This window comes from Paenibacillus sp. FSL H8-0315, from assembly GCF_038005365.1.
In the GTDB taxonomy this organism is placed as follows: domain Bacteria; phylum Bacillota; class Bacilli; order Paenibacillales; family Paenibacillaceae; genus Paenibacillus_AQ; species Paenibacillus_AQ odorifer.
The window spans coordinates 248,687-263,062 of record NZ_JBBOTA010000001.1 but is presented as its reverse complement, the minus strand read 5'-3'; the positions used below and the strand labels follow the sequence as shown (position 1 = coordinate 263,062).

Here is a 14,376-nt window from a genome sequence, read left to right as displayed (position 1 = left end):
GTATTAGGACTCCTTTGTAATAGCTTGCATCGCGAGCTGGGCAATTCGATCGATGTCCAACTCGGAAGTGTTCGCATAGTAGTGCAGACCGCAGCAGCTGACCAACACGGCAAGCATAAGGTCGACGCTGTCGTCTTCGCGCTGGATGATCGATTGGAGTGGAACATACAGTCTTTCCGTGAATCGTCTTTTGGCAGGATGCCGATCTTTCTCTGGCAAGCCTGTAAAATGTTCCGCTGCCATTTTGTAGACGAGATATGCGCGGGCATCTGACTGCCACAACCGGAGTAACGTCTTGCAATACGTTAACAACTGCCTGTCGTCAGGGGTGTCCCGGCTGATGTTCGCCCATTGAGTCAGGGTTTGCTCACATCGCTCGAAGCCGCTGCTCAGCACATCTTCTATTAGTAAATGCCGGTTGGGGTAATAATGGTATACCGTGCCATAACCGAGACCAGCCTCGCGGGCGACGTCGCGAATATCAAAGCTTCCGCCCGTACGGAAGTAGGTGCGCGCGGCGAAGTCCAGGATTTGTTCCCTGCGCTGCATGCGTATGAGCTCATTTTGTTCTTTGGTACGGGGGCACATGGGCGCGTTAACCTCCTTTTTATAGACCTGCAAATTTGTCAATGTAAAGAGTGTAACGCATGAGGCGGAGAAATGCAATTGTTTGTTGGCGTTCGATGAAAACAACAAGGACACCATCATTGCGTCGTTAAAACGAAAGATGAAGAAGCTCGAAGAAGAAAATAAAAAGTTGCGAGAACAACTTAAGTTTTCCTATGCGGATGTCTATCAAAGGATTCGAGGGAATGACTGTTAACTTATTCACTTACGGGCAGCTTAGTTTAAGATCAGACTCGGTGAATCGTATCATAAATAGGGGCAAGTTTAACCCTTGAAACCAGTGAGCTAGGATCAATTTCGTTTCGAGCTAATGTAAATAGTAGCCGTTATTTTAAAATATGCGACAAGAATTGCATTTAAGGAAACATTATTGTATGATTTTGGTGTGTTAAAAATTGGAAAATTTAATCGTCATTGTGTGGACAGTACGTAAACTACTTCAGCAGTTAATTATGGCGTAACCAAAGTTTCTTATACTCATTAACTAAGGAGAAGCAGCCTTGCGTAAGAAGAAATATGTTAGCATTGCCTCAATTACATTGGTTGTGATTATGGTCGTTCTATTCTTCAGTATGAAAAATGTTCTTTTCGACGGCTCTTCTAACAAATCAGAGGAACAGGCCGCCACAACAACCAGTGAGATGATTAACGAGACAGAGAAACCAGCCGCTACAATAACGAATAAGGTAACCAATGAAAAGAAGAGCGTAACCGCGATGGAGGCACTGCGCCTTGGGTACTCAGAGGCGAAGAAGCTGACGGAAGAAGAGCCATTACTTATTAACATAACAAGCACGGATGACACTTCTGTTTCCCAGGAACGAACCGATGGTTCGGATGGAACAAGAGATGCTTGGAATCTCGAATTTGGCAGCAAGAAAGGGAATGTTTTTATTTATATCAAGATCGATAATGGAATGGCCATTAAGACTGATGTGAAAAGGCACGATAAGAATTTACTTGTAAAAGGACAGTATGCGATATCTGATATTCAAATCGATTCTTCCGATGCAGTTAAACAAGCTGTTGAGAGACTGGGGATGAAACCAGGAAATCCTGCTATAGCTGATGACTGGATCAAGGGGTATCATTTTACTATCAGCGGGTATAATACTGATCCTAACTCCTCCAAAACACGTCTGCTGCTAAGAGTTATGGGCATCTCGCCGAATTCTCCTAATCGTGAGAATGACAGTTTGAGAATGAGCGCTTTCTTTGATGTCAAAACAGGCGAATTGATGAGCGCTACCGAGATGACAGGCTTCGACAAGGATGGGAATACCATGTGGAAGGATATTGAGCTTAAATACTGATGACGGCATAAATAAATGAAGAAGGAAGATATTTTCATAAAAATACAACATATTACCAAATAAAGAGTTATTATTGATGGAACTTACCGTGCGTTACTGCTCATGAGCAGACGCATGGTAAGTTTGTTTTTGTGTAAAGGCGTTATTAACTGTCTACTTGGTAAAGGCTATACGCATCACTCAAGTTTATTGAAACTGGAAATATCCATTCTTCCAGGTGATGTATATGCTGTGTATATTCTTTAGTCCCCTGAACGGCGGTTAGGGTAATTGGAACCTAGCGGATCAAAGAAAGAGCATTCTGCAAAGGATGGTCCAAAAACTTACCGTTACAAACAGCGCGGTGAACTGTATCACAAGTTGTGGTAAAGTAGATTGTTGGGTTGAGCTAAGAGCAGCAATGTTAAAAATTGCAGATTGTTGTTAAGTTACGGGAGTCGACACACATTGAATGCTACGTTTGGATTGAAAGGCTGAAAGATTGATGAATAAAGGGATGCAGCGATTCGCAAAGCAAATAATTTAGTGCGATCCTAATAAAAGATGAGGTATATGTGATGCCAAAAAACGATAATATGCTGGCAATCCTATGGATGCTGAATTCGGGTGTTAAAATGACCGCAAAACAAATATCCGAAAAGTTAGAAATAAATATAAGGACAGTCTATCGGTATATTGATGCGCTAAGTGCCAGTGGAGTGCCTATAATATCCGACACTGGTCATAATGGCGGGTATAGCTTACTGAATAATTTTATCAGAGCACCTCTGCTATTTGATATTGAAGAAAAAAAAGCACTTCTTCATGCTGCTGTTTTTGCAGAAGAAGCCGGATACCCTTTGAGTGAGGCTTTAGGTAATGCGACATCCAAATTGAAAATGTATTCGAATCAGGAACAGGAAAGTGTTCTCAGCCGTCATTTAGCCGGATTTGAAGTTATAAACCGTAGGGGAGACCCTTCTATTCAGCCAGTATTGGCGGAATTGGAGCAAGCTGTAGCAAACGAATTCTCTGTAGAAATTGATTATCACACACGCCGTGATGATCAACCCAAGACTAGGGTGATAGATCCCTATGGAATGGTGTACTGGAACAATAAATGGTATATTGTTGCATTTTGCCACCTGAGAAATGAGATCCGCAGCTTTCGGGTAGAACGGATTTTACAAATCAAGCGGACTCAAAACATATTTAAACGTTCCGAAGCTTTTTTGGCTCGGGAATTTTTTTTGCGAAATCTATTACCTGATTTAGTCGGCAAGGACGGGTTAATTGCTTTAATTATCGAAGGTAGGTCAGAGGCGTTGGATGACTTATGCCTGCATTGGTTTTTGGGGCATCATCTGAAAGAGCGTACATCAAATCAAGCAATCTTTTTACTTGAGGAAAAATCAATTCATACCTATGTTCCTAATTTTCTCTTATCCTACGGGAAATCCATTCAAGTAATCGAACCACAGAGTTTGAAGGAAAAACTTGTTGGTGTTGTGTCGGAGTTAATGGAATATTATCAACTTTAAAAACTTCACTGACAGCGGATGTCAGTGAAGTCATTTTATAATGATGATAATCATTGATTACCGATGGTTGGTATCACTTGATGAATTGTAAAATAGGGAGAACTTGCAAATGAATAATACGGTATATCTTTATGTGTTTGACACAATGGCAGACTGGGAAATAGGTTACTTAACTGCCGAACTGAACTCGGGAAGATATTATAAAAAGGGGCTGGCCCCATCAAAAATAGTTACCGTGGGAATTGATAAGACTTCAGTAACTACAATGGGCGGATTAAAAATATTGCCTGACATCAAATTGGATGATTGCAGTATTGAAAGATCCGATCTATTGATTTTACCCGGTGGAGATACATGGACAGAAACCATTCACCACCCCCTCTTAAAAATCGCTGAAAGGTGTTTAAGGGAAGGTATATGGGTTGCAGCGATTTGTGGCGCTACAATGGGACTTGCCCAGACAGGATTGCTGAATTCACGTGGGCATACAAGCAATGATCTGGAATACCTTAAAATGATCTGTCCCACTTATACAGGAGAAAAGTATTACAAAATGGAGTCTGCTGTAACTGATGGAAAACTGATCACCGCATCTGGAATAGCTCCGTTGGAATTTTCTGCACACATCTTGAAAGCTTTGGATGTGTTTTCTCCAAAAACATTAGACGCCTGGTATAGCCTTTATAAGACTAGTGATTCTAAATATTACTATGAGTTGATGAATTCAATACAATAAAAGATATGGGAGTGTCAGGTAAATATACAAGAATGGAACACCCAACGACTTTACATCTATTACCCCATATATAACAGTGTGTTATATATGGGTAAGGACAAGATGCCGTATGAGTAACAATGCGATTTAAAATATTCGTTCCACAGGAATTCTAAGGGAGTACGATAGTTAAGCATAAAGGGCTCCACATATTAGTGATGTATAATATGTGGAACCCTTTATTATATCTGACTTTCCTAAATCTAGATCTTGATAAATTGAAAAAATAAAGTTGTAGACTGCTCGCTGGCGTTAAGTTGTCTAAGAATACATTTGGATAAAGTGGGAGATATTACTGGAAACTTCTCCAGATGGGCGGTTATTATGAAAAAAATACTGATATCATTTTTGGCGATACTTATTTTTTCCACTGTTACAGTAGAGGCTGCGCCTGAATACGCAAAATGGGGCAAAATTGCAGTAGAGGAAACACAAAAACGATACAATGCAGTCATAATTGATTATAAGCACATTGGTCGTACTGAACTAACACCTAAAAAGTCTGAAGAGAAATTCAAACTATGGATTAGAAGCAAAGCAGGTAACGAGTTTGGAGTTTTTGTATCGATCCAATTTGACCCGCTAACTGATACAATCCAATCGATTCAGTTTTCTGAAACTAATCGTTAGATTTAATAAATCTCGCGATTACGCTAATGGGGCACGATAGCACAATGACAACAGGCTGCCGAGATCATAGGCAGCCTGTTCAGTTAACGGGCAGAATAACGTGATGTAGGTTTGTACTTTAAATGGGAAAAGTAAATAGAGGTGGAGTAAAGATAGGACTTTATTTCCCAGTCCGAGACTGCCGCTGGTTTTATAAGGAGCCATTCTAATTTTGAGAATTTCCATCGTATGACTAGTTTATCCTCTAATTGAAAGACCTTAATCCCAAGGATGAAATCCCTCCAAAATGCTGTGAAATAACAGCTTTTTATGAACAAGAACTAACCATAGCGTTCCAAAAAGGACTAAATTTACTACTTTATTCTGCAATTTCAACATATGAAAAATTCACAATAGAAAACTCAAAACCTATTCCTCTCCCTAGCTACTAACCAGTAATTCTACAAATTCTACGCCCATACAAACAAAAACCATGAAAAAGGATATCTACACCAACCCTTATGTTTAAACAAGCTTTTTTTCTATTTTTATTGCTAATTCCATAGCTTGTAAGGCATAGTCTAACTCGATTATTGATGTAGAACCCTCCTCTAAGCACTGGAGAGCATGCGTAATACTCTTTTCAAAAGGATTAGCTTGTTCTAACAAAAGTTGCTGTTTACCTGCAGAGGTATATTCAATTAATGATCCTTCAACCATGCCATTCATGTCGTCACTTTCTTGATAGACTAGCTTTCCTTGTTCAAAATAAGCCTCATACCCTACGGAAAAAGGATAACCAGTTGGCATTTGTGAGGATACAACGATCTCTGCGGAGACATTCGTTTTCTGAAAATGGGTACGCACTAAAGCTTGTTCACTTCGTCCACCATCGGTTCCCCACACAGAGTATTCTTCTAACGATCCAAGCAGCCACGTTACAAAATCAAGTTCGTGAATCATCAGATTTGTGGAGATAGAATGAAGTCCGAGATCCCCCCAGAGAGGAGACGTTTCTCTTTTTAAGGTGAAGGCTAAAAGCTTTCCATATTTCTCTTTAGAAGTGGTTTCGTATAAATATTTGTACGCAGGATCAAATTTAATAAATTGGTTCACGAGGATTCGTCTACCATACCGTTGTACTGCTTCCTTCATCGCAAGGGCATCTTCAGTGTTAAAGCATACGGGGGTCTCACAGAATACATGTTTTCCATGCTTAAGCGCCTCAACGGCATACTGTCTATGTAAAGTCACGGGCAGACAGATATCGATCACATCAATCGTGGTATCAAGCATGATATCCTCTATATTTGTGGTAATCTCAACGCCTAACGTTTGTTTTAAATTTTGCAGCTTAGCTTCATTTCTACCATAAACAATAACTTTGTCTACACGCTCATTTTTCGTCAATAATTCTGCATGATAAGCTCCGAACCCTGTTCCTAATACGGCAATTTTCATATGTTTCAGCTCCCTTTATGTAATGAACTAATCATAACCTGTTATTGTTGACAACATCATGGCAAGAATTTTGAAGTATACTAGATAAAAAAGAAAAGCTCGGAGGTTCTCATGCGCTTGCATCGTTTGATTGCTATTTTATTATTAGTGGAATCGAGAGGGAAAATGAAGGCTAATGAACTAGCTCAAGCCTTGGAGACCTCTGTACGTTCAATCTATAGAGATATTGATGTGCTAGCTGAAGCTGGAATTCCTTTGTTGTCTATGTCGGGGCCCAATGGTGGCATCTCCTTAATGGAGGGATACACAGTTAACCTGAAGCAGTTACATGGTGAAGATGTAATCAATCTATATTTAACAGGTATGGGCATCTATTCTGGGGGCCATTCTGAATCGGGTCTTAAGCTGAAGACGACGCTGTTGAAATTACAAAAAACATTGCCCGCATCCTACCAACCTGACATTCAGAAAGCGCAAAAACGCTTTTATTTTGATGACACACCTTGGTGGACAGAACGAATAGAAATTCCCTGTCTTGAATCTATTCGGACAGCCGTTTGGCGATCTCAGAAACTACAGATTGCGTACCAAAAGGTTAGCGGAGAAATATCATGCAGGAAATTACAGCCCTATGGTCTTGTGGTGAAAAAAGAGGAATGGTATCTTATAGCCTACTGTGAAGAAGCTAAGCACATCCGCACATTTAAATGTGAGCGAATTGCCTCTACGCAGCTTGTGGAAGAAGAGTACTCTATACCTATGGATTTTTCATTAGAAGAGCACTGGAAGCAGCAGGGACAGGTTTTTAAGCAAGCTTGTAAAGAGGAAGAGGTCTATCCTGTTGTGATTAGAGCCGATAAGAGAACAATGTCTTCTTTATCTCAGCTAGAGGTCATGGAAATGAGGGAAGAAGGGGATGCATTCATTTTAAAGGTGAATATGTTTGGTTATGAAAGTGCATGTGCTAATATCTGGAGCATAATAGGACATTCCGAAATCATTGAGCCCTTAGAGCTAAGGCAATATGTGAAAGGCCAGTTGAGTTTTCTGCAGGGAATATATGATTAACCGTTTTTTCTATGTAAAAGAGACCGTAGCTATTGCATATTCTGCAAAGATACGGTCCCGATTTTCTGATAAATGAATTAATTCATATAGTTAGTTAACATAATAATGATTATGTTAACTAATATGAGTATGATCCAGTAAATGACGTATTTAATTGGATAAGTTATCCTTTTATTGCTCTAGTTTCAACACCAAGTGTTAATTTCTCTCTGGCAACAAGTCTTTTGTGCGCTACGAGAAGAAAAGGAAGACCAAAAGCTGTTGTTAAAGCCAACGGTACGAAGATCGCAAGGCCATTCTGAGCGCCATAATGGTCTAACAACACACCCCCGAAGATAGGTGCCATAACACTCCCTAAATTATTAAAGCCAATCGTACCAAAGTACGTTCCTTTCATTTCAGGTTTGGCAATCCGATCGATCAACATATCCATCATCGTAAAGAGTAAGACTTCCCCTATAGTGAATAAAACTACACTGATCATTAATAGAGCCACACCACCAGCAAGCCCCACTAAGAGAAGACTAAGTGCAACGCAGATATTCCCAAGGATTAAAGGGACAATCGGCGGGAATTTACTTGCCGTTCGTACAATGGGATACTGCACTACTAACACGGTTATAGCATTCAGTGACAACATATAGGAGAATAATTGCCCACCATTGGTGAAATGCGTATTCATCGCTAAATATTGAGCCATTGTTGAGCCGAAGTGACCGTATCCTAATACACAAAAGATGGTACCCAGGAGTACAGGTAGGAACACACGATCTTTACCGGTGATTGTCAAAGCTTCGAGTAAACGTGGTGCTTGAGCTTGTGTACGGGCGGGCATGCTTGAACGATGTGCCTTAAATTGCATGAATAATACAATTCCATATGCAACATATACGATTCCTGCGATTAGAAAAGGAAAAGTTGATTCCGCAGAGCCAAGCTGTAGCCCAATGATTGGACCAAATACTACACCAAGATTAATTGCTGCATATCTAAGATTAAAGACAAGCAGCTTACTCTCGGGTGGTGTAATATCGGACAAAAGTGCCCGTGAAGTAGGCTCGAATACAGATCGACATAAGCCGTTCAAGGTGTTCACCAGGAAAAATACCCATAGATGTTGAGCCACTGAGAATCCGAAGAAGACGGCTGCCCAGCCAAATACCGAGATTAACATGACGATTTTACGACCAACAATATCAGAAATATAACCGCCATAAAAACTGGCCAATACGCCTGCCAGCGAGCTAACCGCGACCGTAATCCCTGTTTGTGTCGGGGAAGCTCCGAGAACTTGGGTTAGATAGATGGATAAGAACGGGATGCTCATCGAGGTCACCAGACGTCCGAACATGGTGCCGATGATAATTGTCCAGGCTAGTGGGTGAATGTGCCTTAGATGCTGATTCATAATGATTACGATCTCCTAGTCTTATTGCTCTAATATTGTTGCTGCATATTCCTTGTTGATTTATGTATAATTATAATGATAAAAGGGGGAAGGAAAAGTGTAAGAATTACATTGACCATTTCACCTTTAAAGGAGTGAACCATTTGGACCAGATAAGTAATCATTTTTTATGTTTAGCAGCAGGCGTTACTAGTTCGTTCAAAGTGAATGAACCTGTTCCTGTGACGATAGATTTATTGGCTTCGATCCTGATTTGCACTCCACGTAATGTTAAATTCGTGCTGCGGAAACTGGAAGAGCAGGAATATATTCAATGGCAGCCGGGGAGAGGCAGGGGGCATATCTCTCAACTTACTTTTTTAAAAAGTATTGATGAGGTATTCGAGGACAGCTTTCAGGAGTTAGTCAGTAAAGGGAAGATAAAAGAAGCTATCGAATTGATGAGCAGCGATCAGGTGACCGGACCCTTAAAGGAACGATTATTAACGATGTTAAATAAACAGATGGGTTTCCGTAGTGAAGCAGAGTCAACCTCAGGGCTGGACGTCCTGCGGATTACCCGTAACCGGCATATGGAAGTGCTGGACCCTGCTTATGTATACACCGCTTTTGAATCCTATTTGCTGGGTCAGATCTATAGCACACTAGTTACTTATGACGCAACGACCGATACCTTTCTTCCTGGTTTGGCCCATATGTGGGAAGCTAATGAGGGCCATACAAGTTACATTTTTTACCTCCGTAAGGGGGTGCGCTTTCATCACGGAAGAATCATGACCTCGAGAGATGTAAAAGAGACGCTACAACGGCTTATCGACTTGAACAGCCCTGCGGTTAGCCTTTATAAGGATATCGAACGTGTAGAGGTTGAAGGAGATCATCGAATCCGGTTTGTGTTGTCACGTCCAAATCTCTTTTTTCTGCATCTGTTCAGTTGTATTCACATGTCCATTCTCCCTTACGATATAGACATCACTAGTGAAGTAAGCGGTACAGGTCCCTACCGTTTATTGGATCTGAATGAGGATGTTTTGGTGCTCGCAGCTTTTGATTTTTATTTCGGAATTCGGCCGCTTCTGGATCGTGTTGAGATTTGGTATCTGCCAAAAGAGGCTTCTAATGAACGCCAATACCAGCTGCCAGATCCTGAACATGGGGAACTTTTACCTGATATCATCAGCAATCACAGTATAGATTACCCGGCCTTAGGCTGCAGATATATTCTGTTTAATTTTCATAGAGAGGGAATTCATCAGCAGCTATGGTTTCGCCAAGTCATCCGTATCCTTTACAGTCGAACGGCTTTAATAAAAGAATTGGGTGGCAATCGTATCACTCCAGCAGATAGCTTTTTGCCATGGGAGAGCAGTAAGAGAGAGCTTCTAGATCCAACTTTGGAACATGCCCGAGCGCTTTTAGCGGAAAATGGGTATCAGGGAGAAGTCATTACTTTAGCAACTAAGGATAAAAAAGAAGAACGAGAAGAAGCGTTATGGCTCCAAACACGCGCTGCCTCCGTAGGTTTGCAAATTGAGTTATATTTTTTCAATGAATTTAAGGCAGATCATATACAGACAACAGCCGAGATCCAGCTTGCTGAAGAGGTTTTAGAAGATGATTGGCAATGGGGAATGATTAACTACTTTAATAATAAATCTAATTATTTATTCTCTTTGCTTAGAAAGGACCAGATTTCATTGTTTTCGAAGGTATTAGGTCCTTTCACAGAATCTCCAAAGGATGAACGGGTGAAACTACTGAATCAAGCAGAGGAGATTCTTCGAGACAATTACTGGGTGCTACATGGCTGTCATATGAATAAAAAAGCTCAGCTAAATCAAAGCCTGTTTGGTCTGCACACCGGTTCCTTCGGGTTTCTGGACATCTCTAAGTTATGGATTAAAACTAGGCTTTAAGGTTTTCTTTTGTTATACTTTCCAGGGAGGCTGTATCGATAGAATCGAATGGCGCTCTAGATGGATCAGATTTAAGAATAGTAATTTATTTGTAGCCATGGAGGTGAACTCGTTGGATTTTGCTCAGATCCGTATGGACCGAGACAAAAGAACGGTCGATACTTGACTCTTTTTTTGCCATTCGGACCTGTTTAGCGGATAAGCTAAGCGGTCTTTTTATTTGTTAAAAATTAGGTGAAAAAAGGGGAGACTTACATGCGTTTTCTATTCGTGGGTGCAGGAGCTATTGGTGGTTATTTTGGAGGGCGTCTGGTTCAAAAAGGGGAAGATGTAACTTTTCTAGTCCGTTCTACTAAACAAAAGCAGTTAGAAGATGAGGGTCTGGCAATAAAAAGTGTGCATGGTGACTTTAAGACTCCCGTTCGGACGATTACATATGGGGAGAAGGCAGAGCCTTTTGACTGTATTATTATTGCAGTGAAGGCCTATCATTTGCCTCAGGTGATGATGGATCTTACCCCTTTCGTCGGTGAACAGACTATGATTCTCCCGCTCCTTAATGGGTATAAACATTTTGGTATTTTGCAGCAGCATTTTGGAGCAGAAAAGGTACTGGGTGGTCTTTGTTATATCGAGACAACGTTAGGTTCTAATGGAGCTATCATACAAAGTAGTTCTTTTCATAGTATTGTGTTTGGTGAATGGGCGGGTGGGGAGTCAGAACGAACGCAGAAACTTCTCAGTCATTTGGATAAAGCAGGTTTCACTGTGATACTAAGCTCTGATATTCAGCGCGAAGTGTGGCAGAAATATATATTCGTAGCTAGTTTAAGCGGGATTACAACTTTAATGGATAGCTCGGTTGGACCCATTTTAGCCTCATCTACAGCGCGTACTATTTATGAACAGCTTCTGAATGAGATCGTGAGTATAGCGCAAAGTGCAGGTATGCCTGTTGGAGCAGATATGGTGACTGCCACGATGCAAAAGATGGATTCGGTGCTACCCGAATTTACTTCCTCTATGCATAGGGATATGCTAAAACATCTGCCAGTGGAAGCTGAGCATCTGCATGGTGCACTTTTGGCGATGGCTGTATCTGGTCAAGTTGTGTATCCTATTCTCGAAACCGTATATGCCCGTTTGAAAGTATACGAAAGCGTTAATGATATGAGATGATCTGTATAAAATTACTTTAAGGAGCTGGACGATTATGAAGGAACTGAATCAAAAGATAATGACATTTCTAATGTTCGAAGGAAAGGCTGAAGAAGCTATGAATTTCTATACTTCTTTATTTGATCACTCCGAAATCATCAGTATTAAACGTTATGGGACAAATGAAGCAGGCCCTGAAGGGAGTGTCATGCAGGCTACTTTTTCATTACATGGACAAGTCTTTATGTGTATAGATAGCTACGTGAAGCATGGATTCACCTTTACTCCAGCGGTATCCTTATATGTGAATTGTGAAAGTGAAGCCGAAATTGACCGCGTCTATGCAGCATTATCCCAGGGTGGACAGGTGCTCATGCCACTAGGCGAATATCCATTCAGTTCGAAATTTGGCTGGGTAGCGGATCAATTTGGTGTGTCATGGCAATTAAATCTTTCGGGGAATGTGTAATCGATTGATGTGTTGCACGGTCAGATAATATTCTGTATCACAAGGGGCCGAGTTCGTCTGTAAAATGACGTAGTCGGCCCCTTAGTGTTCAGGCAGCGGAAAGGTCTGAGGAATCTTCTGATTTTAAATTACGATTGCAGCCCACGTAAGACTAATGATGAAATTCTCTCGGCGACTTCTTGTTGATTTATAGTATTATTCCCTGTTACCCATTGATAGACACCTTCATGGATCATTTGTGCGATGATCGGTACATAAAAGCTTTTCCCGTGATCTGGGTAGATATCTCCTAAAGCGTTAGATAAGTGAACCTTCAGCTCATTTATAATCTTCTCTTTCAATTGAGGGACAACCATCCCTATATAACTGCTGCGGCATTGTATGTTTGGTTGCTGATAGAAATCGAATACCGATAATACGAGTTGAGTGATGCCTTCTTGATCGAATTTAATTTCACCTTCAGTATGTTTTACAATAGCAGCGGATGCCGAATCACCCATAATATAATCCAATAATTCATATTTATCATTAAAGTGCGCATAGAACGTGGCTCGATTAACTTTAGCTCCCTTTGTTATATCGACGATTGTTATTTTCTCAAAATCCTTCAGGGAAACTAACCGTAAAAAGGAGTCAATTAAAGACTGTTTAGTCTGTGTCAGCCGAATATTGTGTACTTTAGTAGCCATTACTTCACTCCTACCCAACAATTTAGCAATTTTGTTGCTATAGCAACATTTGCAGGTTGATTGTTGATTGATACATTAAATTAGTAGCTGTATATTAGCAATTAAAGCAACAGCTGTTACTTTAATATATCATAGAAAAGGAGTTTATCAAAAATGAGAAATATTGTTATCGTGGGTGCAGGGCCTGGGTTAGGATTGTCTCTAGCTAAAAAATTCGGAGTTAATGGATTTAGGGTGGCTGTCATTTCACGCAATCCCGAGAAATTATCAATGATCATTAGTGAACTTAAGAAACTTAATATTGAAGCACAATCTTTTGTAGCGGATGTGACAGATTTAGCAGCTCTAAAACAAGTCTTTCAAGCGATAATAAAAGAGTTTGGTTCAATCGATGTACTAGAGTTCAGTCCGTATGCAGGGTGGGATAAATTCACTCATGTGCTGGAAACTACACCTCAAAGTGTGTTGGAACAAATAAACAGTTACTTGCTGCCCGCCGTTCTTTCGGTTAATGAAGTATTACCCAATATGATCCATAGAGGATCAGGAGCCATTCTTTTTACCACTGGTATTTCTGCTATGTTCCCTTTGCCTTTTGTAGGAAATGGCGGCATTGTTATGTCTGGTATACGAAATTATGCTACTGCTTTACACAATGAGTTAATAGATAAAGGAGTATTTGTCGGCCATCTTTCCATAGGGACAATGATACAAGCAGGAACAGCTGGTGATCCTGATGTTATTGCAGAGACTTGGTATAGCTTATATGAAAAGCAAGATAACTTTGAGGAAGTATTCCCTCTAGGATTGGATCCGACCCATCTTCCAAATTAAAAAACTAAATCTTATTTGATTAGCAAGTCGCCTTAATGGCGGCTTTTTATCCTATTAGAAGACATATCTCTCATCAGAGTGAAGCAGGATTGAAGGTCAGATGTGAATGGATTTAATTACATTGCTGAACAACGGTTGTGCGTTCATTAGTAATCGTGACTTTGGAATGACCTGATAAATATTCGGTATAACCGCACACGGTTTGTTCTTTAGACTGTCCGTTAGAGTTGGTATATCGAAGATATATAGCACCTTCACCATTTAAACTCAATTTTGGTTTGAATTTTTTCTTTTGTCCTGCTTTTATTGGACTTGTATACAATTTCTTTGAATCCGCACCAATTAATCCTACTTCGAAAGAGTTAATATCAACATCAGATTGATTATCTACGATGACTGAGAAGCTTTTAAACGGACTCAGAAGATTTGATATCGTCCCTACACCAAGAGCAACTCCACAAGTAATCAGAAATATCGTAATCCCTATAAAAAATCGTTTTCTCATCCTTCAGTCCCCCTATATAAGTAA

Annotated in this window: 14 protein-coding genes; 9 read left to right on the top strand and 5 right to left on the bottom strand. The window is 40.4% G+C overall.

Annotated features, from left to right (window positions below):
• Nucleotides 1–3 precede the first annotated feature (3 nt).
• Nucleotides 4–588, bottom strand: coding sequence for a TetR/AcrR family transcriptional regulator (locus MHB56_RS01020; protein WP_076184401.1), 585 nt, complete (start codon nucleotides 586–588; stop codon nucleotides 4–6).
• Nucleotides 589–1,127: 539 nt separating this feature from the next.
• Here MHB56_RS01020 and MHB56_RS01015 point away from each other — a divergent pair.
• The 4 genes from MHB56_RS01015 (at nucleotide 1,128) to MHB56_RS01000 (ending at nucleotide 4,865) form a co-directional block, all read left to right on the top strand.
• Nucleotides 1,128–1,940: a hypothetical protein gene (locus tag MHB56_RS01015; protein ID WP_076302586.1), complete on the top strand. Its 813-nt coding sequence runs from the start codon at nucleotides 1,128–1,130 to the stop codon at nucleotides 1,938–1,940.
• 557 nt (nucleotides 1,941–2,497) lie between these two features.
• On the top strand, nucleotides 2,498–3,460 hold the full coding sequence (locus MHB56_RS01010) for a helix-turn-helix transcriptional regulator (RefSeq protein WP_076126739.1): 963 nt from the start codon (nucleotides 2,498–2,500) through the stop codon (nucleotides 3,458–3,460).
• Nucleotides 3,461–3,569: 109 nt separating this feature from the next.
• Nucleotides 3,570–4,196 carry a type 1 glutamine amidotransferase family protein gene (locus MHB56_RS01005; RefSeq protein WP_340393751.1) on the top strand — a complete coding sequence of 209 codons (627 nt, stop codon included), beginning with the start codon at nucleotides 3,570–3,572 and terminating at the stop codon, nucleotides 4,194–4,196.
• A 363-nt stretch (nucleotides 4,197–4,559) separates the two neighbouring features.
• Nucleotides 4,560–4,865 (top strand): DUF3889 domain-containing protein, encoded by a 306-nt coding sequence (locus MHB56_RS01000; protein WP_076179956.1) that lies wholly within the window; start codon nucleotides 4,560–4,562, stop codon nucleotides 4,863–4,865.
• Nucleotides 4,866–5,369: 504 nt separating this feature from the next.
• Here the strand turns inward: MHB56_RS01000 and MHB56_RS00995 are convergent.
• On the bottom strand, nucleotides 5,370–6,305 hold the full coding sequence (locus MHB56_RS00995; RefSeq protein ID WP_341143155.1) for a Gfo/Idh/MocA family protein: 936 nt from the start codon (nucleotides 6,303–6,305) through the stop codon (nucleotides 5,370–5,372).
• A gap of 111 nt (nucleotides 6,306–6,416) precedes the next feature.
• On the opposite strand from MHB56_RS00995, the gene MHB56_RS00990 reads away from it, so the two are divergent.
• Nucleotides 6,417–7,373, top strand: a complete 957-nt coding sequence (locus MHB56_RS00990) for a helix-turn-helix transcriptional regulator (RefSeq protein WP_076184397.1) — start codon at nucleotides 6,417–6,419, stop codon at nucleotides 7,371–7,373.
• Nucleotides 7,374–7,536: 163 nt separating this feature from the next.
• Here the strand turns inward: MHB56_RS00990 and MHB56_RS00985 are convergent, their stop codons facing one another.
• Nucleotides 7,537–8,781: an MDR family MFS transporter gene (locus MHB56_RS00985; RefSeq protein WP_076126732.1), complete on the bottom strand. Its 1,245-nt coding sequence runs from the start codon at nucleotides 8,779–8,781 to the stop codon at nucleotides 7,537–7,539.
• 143 nt (nucleotides 8,782–8,924) lie between these two features.
• Between MHB56_RS00985 and MHB56_RS00980 the strand changes: the two genes are divergently transcribed.
• The 3 genes from MHB56_RS00980 to MHB56_RS00970 all read left to right on the top strand — a co-directional run bounded on the left by MHB56_RS00980 (nucleotide 8,925) and on the right by MHB56_RS00970 (nucleotide 12,324).
• Complete coding sequence (locus tag MHB56_RS00980) at nucleotides 8,925–10,697, top strand: ABC transporter substrate-binding protein (RefSeq protein ID WP_248548704.1); 1,773 nt, start codon at nucleotides 8,925–8,927, stop codon at nucleotides 10,695–10,697.
• A gap of 255 nt (nucleotides 10,698–10,952) precedes the next feature.
• Nucleotides 10,953–11,876, top strand: coding sequence for a ketopantoate reductase family protein (locus tag MHB56_RS00975; RefSeq protein ID WP_248548703.1), 924 nt, complete (start codon nucleotides 10,953–10,955; stop codon nucleotides 11,874–11,876).
• Nucleotides 11,877–11,910: 34 nt separating this feature from the next.
• On the top strand, nucleotides 11,911–12,324 hold the full coding sequence (locus tag MHB56_RS00970; protein ID WP_076126726.1) for a VOC family protein: 414 nt from the start codon (nucleotides 11,911–11,913) through the stop codon (nucleotides 12,322–12,324).
• Between the two features lie 128 nt (nucleotides 12,325–12,452).
• Here the strand turns inward: MHB56_RS00970 and MHB56_RS00965 are convergent, their stop codons facing one another.
• On the bottom strand, nucleotides 12,453–13,013 hold the full coding sequence (locus MHB56_RS00965) for a TetR/AcrR family transcriptional regulator (RefSeq protein WP_248548702.1): 561 nt from the start codon (nucleotides 13,011–13,013) through the stop codon (nucleotides 12,453–12,455).
• Nucleotides 13,014–13,166: 153 nt separating this feature from the next.
• Here MHB56_RS00965 and MHB56_RS00960 point away from each other — a divergent pair, with 153 nt between their 5' ends.
• Nucleotides 13,167–13,847 carry an SDR family NAD(P)-dependent oxidoreductase gene (locus MHB56_RS00960; RefSeq protein ID WP_076184391.1) on the top strand — a complete coding sequence of 227 codons (681 nt, stop codon included), beginning with the start codon at nucleotides 13,167–13,169 and terminating at the stop codon, nucleotides 13,845–13,847.
• A gap of 112 nt (nucleotides 13,848–13,959) precedes the next feature.
• Here MHB56_RS00960 and MHB56_RS00955 read toward each other — a convergent pair whose 3' ends face one another.
• Nucleotides 13,960–14,352 carry a hypothetical protein gene (locus MHB56_RS00955; protein ID WP_248548701.1) on the bottom strand — a complete coding sequence of 131 codons (393 nt, stop codon included), beginning with the start codon at nucleotides 14,350–14,352 and terminating at the stop codon, nucleotides 13,960–13,962.
• Nucleotides 14,353–14,376 lie beyond the last annotated feature (24 nt).